6 protein-coding genes and 1 pseudogene are annotated in these 7,223 nt (G+C 49.4%); 4 read left to right on the forward strand and 3 right to left on the reverse strand.

Annotated elements, in window-relative coordinates; all coding sequences use genetic code 11:
* The 4 genes and pseudogenes from IQ268_RS31545 to def all read left to right on the forward strand — a co-directional run.
* A pseudogene (locus IQ268_RS31545) lies at nucleotides 1-152 on the forward strand (photosystem II protein D2); the annotation flags it as partial.
* 614 nt (nucleotides 153-766) lie between these two features.
* A complete protein-coding gene (locus IQ268_RS31550; RefSeq protein WP_193887373.1) occupies nucleotides 767-1,048 on the forward strand; it encodes a 4a-hydroxytetrahydrobiopterin dehydratase in 282 nt (93 codons plus the stop codon).
* 307 nt (nucleotides 1,049-1,355) lie between these two features.
* Nucleotides 1,356-2,615, forward strand: coding sequence for an HhoA/HhoB/HtrA family serine endopeptidase (locus IQ268_RS31555; protein ID WP_193887365.1), 1,260 nt, complete (start codon nucleotides 1,356-1,358; stop codon nucleotides 2,613-2,615).
* Between the two features lie 113 nt (nucleotides 2,616-2,728).
* A complete protein-coding gene (gene def / locus IQ268_RS31560) occupies nucleotides 2,729-3,256 on the forward strand; it encodes a peptide deformylase (RefSeq protein ID WP_193887367.1) in 528 nt (175 codons plus the stop codon).
* Nucleotides 3,257-3,271: 15 nt separating this feature from the next.
* Here the strand turns inward: def and IQ268_RS31565 are convergent, their stop codons facing one another.
* The 3 genes from IQ268_RS31565 to nadC form a co-directional block, all read right to left on the reverse strand.
* On the reverse strand, nucleotides 3,272-4,081 hold the full coding sequence (locus tag IQ268_RS31565) for a sulfite exporter TauE/SafE family protein (protein WP_193887369.1): 810 nt from the start codon (nucleotides 4,079-4,081) through the stop codon (nucleotides 3,272-3,274).
* A gap of 85 nt (nucleotides 4,082-4,166) precedes the next feature.
* Entirely contained in the window at nucleotides 4,167-5,930 is a 1,764-nt protein-coding gene (gene argS, locus IQ268_RS31570) for an arginine--tRNA ligase (RefSeq protein WP_193887376.1), read from the reverse strand.
* 113 nt (nucleotides 5,931-6,043) lie between these two features.
* On the reverse strand, nucleotides 6,044-6,928 hold the full coding sequence (gene nadC, locus IQ268_RS31575; protein WP_193887371.1) for a carboxylating nicotinate-nucleotide diphosphorylase: 885 nt from the start codon (nucleotides 6,926-6,928) through the stop codon (nucleotides 6,044-6,046).
* Nucleotides 6,929-7,223: the final 295 nt, after the last annotated feature.

Raw genomic sequence — 7,223 nt, forward strand, 5'->3', positions numbered from 1 at the left:
TTCGGGCTGCTGAAGACCCTGAGTTTGAGACGTTCTACACGAAGAACATTCTGCTGAACGAGGGCATCCGCGCCTGGATGGCTCCTCAAGATCAGCCGCACGAACACTTTGTATTCCCTGAAGAGGTTCTTCCTCGCGGTAATGCACTGTAATAGTGCGATTGCACATTTCAGATAGGTTCGATCTTTAGTAAAGCTGCCTCTCCTCCTTGGGGAGGCAGTTTTTTGCAGTAATTGTTTAGCGTCTGAAATTTTTTCGCCTGTACTAACCACAGTTTGAAATGAGTGTGCTATCTTACGTAAAGGTGAACAACACCAAGGGTCTTTGACTCTTCCTCTTATAGAAATAACCGTTTAGGGATTAAGGAGGTGATGCCCATGCAAGATAGTAGTAAACGCACGGGTCATCAAGTTGAATTAAACTGGCTGTGCGCCGGGGCTGTTCTCTAGCAGCAATCTCAGTTCTCCCTGGAACTGATTCTTTGAGAGATGCTGGGTTGGTCATAGAGTCCCTCCTGGCAGTCTAGTTTCAACTTGATACCCACTAGACCGCTCTTACCCTTTGGTGTGAAAGGAAACTGGATCACTGCCTGGTAAGAGCGGATAGCTTTTTAAAGGGAGCTGGTTTAAGGGACTGGCTTGAATTATTGAGCCATATTTCCCCGGATACTGTGGCTACCGCGAGGCGATCGCTCCTTGTTCGCTGGCTGCTGAATCAACCGCTCGATTGTCCTGAGGGTACAGCGACACGTTGGAGTTTGTTCACGATGGCGCAGCTACTAAGCGAAACAGAAATTCAATCCCGCATGAGTGCACTGCCGGGATGGACATTGAACGATAAAAAAATTACTTACACTAAAACGTTTAAAGATTTTGTTGAGGCGATCGCTTTTATTAATCGTTTGGTTGAGCCAGCAGAAGCCGCAGGTCATCATCCCGATTTAGCTGTTTCCTATAACAAAGTGACGATTGCACTGACCAGTCACGATGCGGGTGGTTTAACCGCAAAAGACTTTGAATTGGGGAGCATTATTTCTCAACTGGGTTAGCAACTCTCCATTCAAATTGGGTCGGCCACTGTTTGATTGCAGCCACAACTCTGTGGCTTTTTTGTTGTCTGGCAATGGGACAGGTGCAAAACCCCAGTTTCATAGGATTGCGATGAAAGTGTCACTTCAGGGTCATACGAATTATCTACGGTAAAGATGTTTGTTTCTGCCACGCTTTTTCCACTCTTCCTCAAAGTTGAAGTTGGATAGCAATGATCCAATGGCATGTACCTTTGGCGACAGGGATTCGCGGTGGAACGGAAATGAATGTCGTAAGTATTCGTGACTCAACCGATTAAATTCATCTATGAAAAAGACTCACCTGTATTCTGATAAACCTTCGGCAACTGGTCGTCAGTCCCCTTTGATGAAGGGAGCGTTGTACGCCTCGCTACTATTTACAGGCGCTGGAGCTGTTGTATTGGGCGATCGCCTTGTACCCCGAGCCGATGCTGAGCCAACATCCCAACCGCAAATCATCAGCCAAGTTCCGGGTGGTACAGACGGTACGGGTGGTTCAAGTAGCCGCATTTTAGCCGCAACCGACTCCAATTTCATTGCAGAAGCCGTGCAGCAGGTTGGGCCATCTGTCGTCCGCATTGACTCATCTCGAACGGTGGCAGCCCGCACTCCTGAGATCTTCAACGATCCGTTGGTGCAGCGATTCTTTGGCCGTTCTGGTGCTCCGGTGCCCCCATCTAGCCAGATTCGACAGGGAACCGGGTCAGGGTTCATTATTGATGCCAACGGCGTGATTTTGACAAATGCTCATGTTGTCGATCGAGCCGATCAGGTGACGGTAACGTTGAAGGATGGGCGGAACTTTACAGGACGGGTGCTAGGAACTGATTCTGTAACAGACGTAGCGGTGATTAAGATTGAGGCCAATAGTTTACCAGTCGCGCAGATCGGCAACTCAGACAGCTTGCAGCCTGGAGAATGGGCGATCGCCATTGGTAATCCGCTAGGGCTAGATAACACCGTCACCGCAGGTATTATCAGCGCCACCGATCGATCAAGTGCCCAGGTGGGGGTACCCGATCGCCGTATTGGTTTCATTCAAACTGATGCAGCGATCAATCCTGGTAACTCTGGCGGCCCGTTACTGAACCAGCAGGGGCAAGTGGTGGGCATGAATACCGCCATTATTGGTGGTGCTCAGGGGTTAGGATTTGCGATTCCAATCAACAGTGCCCAACGCATTGCCAATGACTTAATTGCCGATGGACGCGTCGATCATCCCTATTTGGGAGTCGAAATGGCAACCATTACGCCTCAACTGAAGAACAGCTTGAGCAGTAACCCGAATAATCAGCTCAGTGTGGAAGAAGATGAAGGGATTTTGGTGGTTCGCGTGGTGCCAAACTCTCCGGCGGCAAGAGCTGGAATCCGTGCTGGAGACGTTATTCGACAAATTGGCAATCAGCCTGTAACGGATTCTGCTGCGGTGCAAGCAGTGGTAGAAGATAGTGAGATTGGTCGTGACCTACCGATTGAACTCCGTCGCAATGGGCAAACTGTGAGCCTGTCTGTTAGTCCTGCTGTTTTGCCAACTGGTCAGGGTTAGGCAGTCGGTGCTTGAAAGCATACGGTGTAACGAACTGTTGGCTGAGAGACGTAAGATACAGGCAATCTACGCTAAATTATTGTTGCGAACCCGGTGCTGTTAATGGGGGGTGTATGGCTGACCTGTTGGAAATTGCTCAACTGGGTAATCCAGTTTTGCGTCAAATAGCTCAACCTATCTATGACGTGAAGGATGGTTGGGTTCAATCATTAGTAGATAACCTGACCGCAACGATGTTGGAGTCTAACGGTGTTGGCATTGCCGCTCCTCAGGTTGCTGCCTTGTATCGAGTCTTTATTGTGGCATCGCGTCCTAATGCCCGATATCCCCAGGCTCCAGAAATGGAGCCGACAGCGATGATTAATCCACGCTTGGTGAGTCACTCAAGTGGCACTGCTAAGGACTGGGAAGGTTGTTTAAGTATTCCTGGCATTCGAGGGTTAGTGCCACGATACGAAGCGATCGAGGTTGAATACACCAACCGCAATGGCAAACTACAACGGCAAGAGCTAACTAATTTTGTGGCTCGAATCTTTCAGCATGAACTCGATCATCTAGATGGAATGGTGTTTCTCGATCGCCTGGAAACGGTTCAGGACATTATTACCGATCAGGAGTACTTGAAGCGAGTGGTGCCGTGATGGCTTTGAAACAAACTACCGCTCAATTGCTCGTATGACCATATAAGCGGCCAGGGCAAGCAGCAGCAGCCGAAACATCAGGCTAACGGTGCGATCGGGTAATCGCGGCAGCAGACGAGTTCCAGCTTGAGCGCCTAAAATGCCGCCTAACCCTAAACAAAGTCCTGGAATCCATAACACGTTTCCATTCCAGGCATGTTGCGCTAACCCAGAAGCCGCGATCGCCACGATTGCCCCTAAACTGGTACGCACTGCGACTTTGATCGTTTCTGCCAAAAACAGCATTTGCAGCGGCACCATCACGACTCCACCCCCTACACCAAACAACCCAGATAATAAGCCTGCCAACAATCCAATTCCGGCTACTGCTCCTAGCTTTGGATAGGATTGGGTTTGTTTTGGCTCTGGTTGAAGATCTGGGTTAGCGAGTTCTGCTCGCTGTTGCCGTTCCAGTAAGCGCCGTCGCAACCGCATCAAATAAATGGTGATGAGCAACAGCATCGCAAATGCCAGGGAAAGCCCTGCATCAGGAAGGCGATCGCCCAACCATGCGCCTACTTGAGCTGTCACAATGCCAAACAGCGAGAGCGTCACCGACACTCGCCAATTCAGTTCACCAGCTCTTAAGTTGCGAATGCTGCCCGATACTGCGCTAAGAAATACCCCAATCAAACTGGTTGCAGTTGCTTGAATGAGAGGCACTCCAAACACAGTTAACGCTGGAACCATCAACAGGCCGCCACCGATTCCTAATAGGCCAGCCAAAACTCCGGTAAATGTCCCCAGTACAAATAAAACTCCCCAACCGACGGGCGTTTCCAGCATTCGTTCACCTACTTCAGACAAGTGTATTTAGCAATGTTCACCCTACAATACTCTTGGCATCAGGGTTGCAAAGGGTGATTCTAAACTACATTCGCTCTAAAACTGGAATGCCTAGTAGAGATAAACCAAGCTTAATCGTTTGAGCCGTCAGGTTAGATAGGACTAACCGAGAGGTGCGTAAGGGCTCGTCAGCTTGCAAAACAGGGCAGCGATCGTAGAACTGGTTAAACTTCTGGCTCAGTTCAAACAAGTATTGACAAAGCCGATTGGGGAGCAAATCCAGGTCGATCGCACTCAAAATCTCGTCAAACTGAAGGACATGTTTTGCAAGGGCTAACTCCGTCTCGTCTTGCAGCACAATCGGGCAATCTGCTCCCAATTGCTTGAAATCAATACCCCCTTTGCGGCTGATCCCCTGTACCCGCACATAGGCATACAGCATATAAGGAGCCGTATTGCCTTGTAGCGCCAGCATTTTGTCGTAGCTAAAGATGTAATTACTGGTGCGGTTCTGGCTCAAATCGGCATACTTAACTGCACTGATCCCAACTACCTCAGCCGCATGGGCAATAAATTCTTCTGTTTCCTGCCGTTCTTCTTCTTTTAAGCGAGTTTCAAGATCGGCACGGGCACGAGCGATCGCCTCATTTAACAACTCTTGCAGCCGAATCGCTTCTCCAGAACGGGTCTTTAGCTTTTGCCCGCCCTCTCCCAGCACCAAACCAAACGGTGCGTGAATAAACTCCACCTCATCCGTGATCCATCCAGCTCGTCGCCCCACCTGAAAAATTTGGGTAAAGTGATTTGTTTGTTCTGCCCCAACCGGGTAAATCACTCGCTGAATTTTGTCTGTCTGTACCCGATAGCGAATCGCGGCTAAATCCGTAGTGGCGTAGTTGTATCCTCCATCCGACTTTTGAACGATCAACGGTAGCGGTTTACCTTCTTTATTCGTGAAGCCGTCCAAAAAAACGCACTGCGCGCCGTTGTCTTCTACTAACAGGCCGAGTCGGTCTAATTCCTCCACAATTTCTGGCAAAAACGGATTGTAAAAAGACTCACCCCGTTCCAGAATGTCGGCTGAAATGCCCAAAAGGTCGTAGATTTTGCGGTAAGAACGGCTAGAAAGCTGACAAACAATTTTCCAGGCTTTTAGCGTCTTTTCATCTCCCGCTTGCAGCTCAACCACCGACAGCCGAGCCGCTTCTCGAAAATTCTCGTCCTCATCAAACCGCTTTTTGGCCTGACGGTAAAAAGAGGATAAATCGCCCAAATCCAACTGATTGGTGGTCGTTAATGCATCTGGATACGCTTCACGCAGATAAGCAATCAGCATTCCAAATGGCGTTCCCCAGTCACCCACATGGCTGATTCGCAGCACATCATGACCAACGAATTCCAACATGCGAGCAATGCAGTCGCCAATCACCGCCGGACGCAAGTGACCAACGTGCATCTCTTTGGCAATGTTTGGACTGGGATAGTCCACAATGATTCGCTTTGGCTGCTCGACTGGAGCCACTCCCAGACGGGGATCAGCCTGGATCGCTTTGAGCTGTGCTTCTATATAGCTAGTTTTCAGTTCCAGGTTGATGAACCCAGGCCCTGCAACGGTAGGTGGTTCACAGATGTGGCTCACCTCAAGCTGTTGCACAATTTGCTCGGCGATCGCCCGAGGAGGTTGCCCTAACTTCTTGGCCAAAGCTAGCGCCACATTCGACTGATAATCACCAAATTTAGGATTACTGGCAGGGTTCAGCATCGGATCAGTACCTGCCAAATCGGCTCCAAATGCTGCTACTAAGGCTTGCTCAACGTACGCTTTCAGTTCTGCAATGGTCGAATTCATAATTTGGTTAGCCTTCAGCCGCCGCACTGGCTCTTGCTCATCAATCGTCAACTGTTCAAAGTGATTATAGACCGTCGCCTTTCGCTTGCACGTGCAGGTTCAAGCCAACAGGATCAGGAGCTAACCTCAGCGTCTTCGCTAATGTTCATGCTCAAGTCGAGCCAGGTTGAACGAGTCACCGGAGCGCTACTGGAAATGTAATCTACACCTGTTTCTGCAACGGCTCGAATGGTGTCTAATGTGATGTTGCCAGACGCTTCAATTTTGATGCGCTCGTTCGTTTTGCGAATGAGCTGAACCGCTTGTCGCATCATTTCTACAGGCATGTTGTCAAGCATAATGATGTCAGCCTGATGTTGAAGCGCTTCTTCAACCTGCTCTAAGCTTTCTGTTTCAACTTCAATTGTGGTTGGGTAAGGAATGCAGCGCCGGATTTGTGCGATCGCCGCCGCAATACTTCCTGCAACGGCAATGTGGTTATCCTTAATCATCACCGCATCATCCAATCCCATCCGGTGATTAACGGCTCCTCCAATCTGCGTTCCATACTTCTCCAACAACCTCAACCCAGGTGTTGTTTTTCGTGTGTCAACAAGTTGTGTCGGCAGATCGGCAATCCTATCCACATATTGACGAGTCAGGGTTGCAATCCCGCTTAACCGCATCACCACGTTTAACGCGACTCGCTCCCCCGTTAACAGCGCATCCAATGGCCCGTGAAATCGAAGAATAGACTGCATAGCGTCACACCACTCTCCTTCAGATGCTGTCGCAGTAAAGGAAATTTGTGGACTCAGTAGCTGGAAGACTCGAATCGCAATCGGCAATCCTGCAATAATTCCTGCTTCTTTCGCCACCCAATCCGCTGACCCAGCAGGAATTTTTTGAGCCAGTAAACTCTGAGTTGTGCGATCGCCACGTCCTACATCTTCAATCAACCAGCTCTGGAGCAATGGATCTAGCACCAAAAAAGGCGGCAAAACAGCGTTTGTGCTCATTAATCTCAAACTCAGCGCTACTAGCGAGTCTGTAAGCTCGTAAAAGCTTATAACCTAGCTCATTCTAATATCACGGAGTCACCCGCAAGGCAAAGAAGACATCTGCCGCCCTCTCTGGGCCCTGCTTACGAGAGCACAACTATTAAGAGGCGTTCCAAGCTTGAAATGAACCCCGGAAAGCGAGTAGTAGAGCTGATTTGGGAGAGGATCAAAAAAAGGAAGAAAAAGGAGTTGACAGGAAGGGAAAAAGGTCGCTATATTGGTCAAGCGGTCGAGAGAGGCACAGCGCAAGCGA

Source organism: Oculatella sp. LEGE 06141 (assembly GCF_015207605.1).
In the GTDB taxonomy this organism is placed as follows: domain Bacteria; phylum Cyanobacteriota; class Cyanobacteriia; order Elainellales; family Elainellaceae; genus Oculatella.